Source organism: Staphylococcus sp. EG-SA-2, from assembly GCF_017152085.1.
Genome location: NZ_JACYHC010001200.1, coordinates 1 through 648, shown reverse-complemented (window position 1 = coordinate 648; position 648 = coordinate 1). Strand labels below are relative to the sequence as shown.

At 34.4% G+C, this 648-nt stretch carries 1 protein-coding gene; it reads left to right on the top strand.

Going from position 1 to position 648, the window contains the following annotated elements; all coding sequences use genetic code 11:
• On the top strand, positions 1 to 648 hold a 648-nt coding region (gene yycH, locus IDG60_RS28130; RefSeq protein WP_241013410.1), incomplete at both ends, for a two-component system activity regulator YycH.

Genomic DNA, 648 nt, shown 5'->3' with positions numbered 1-648 from the left:
ATGTCGACAATACAGATAGTAAGAAGAGTGAAACGAAACCTTTAACGACACCTATGACAGCCAAAATGGATACAACTATTACGCCATTTCAGATTATTCATTCGAAAAATGATCATCCAGAAGGTACGATTGCGACGGTATCTAATGTGAATAAACTGACGAAACCTTTGAAAAATAAAGAAGTGAAGTCCGTGGAACATGTTCGTCGTGATCATAACTTGATGATTCCGGATTTAAGCAGTGATTTTACATTATTCGATTTTACGTATGATTTACCGTTATCAACATATCTTGGCCAAGTACTGAACATGAATGCGAAAGTACCAAATCATTTCAATTTCAATCGTTTAGTCATAGATCATGATGCTGATGATAATATCGTGCTTTATGCTATAAGTAAAGACCGCCACGATTACGTAAAATTAACAACTACAACGAAAAATGATCATTTTTTAGATGCATTAGCAGCAGTGAAAAAAGATATGCAACCATACACAGATATCATCACAAACAAAGATACAATTGATCGTACGACGCATGTTTTTGCACCAAGTAAACCTGAAAAGTTAAAAACATATCGCATGGTATTTAACACGATTAGTGTTGAGAAAATGAATGCTATACTATTTGACGATTCAACCATCGTTC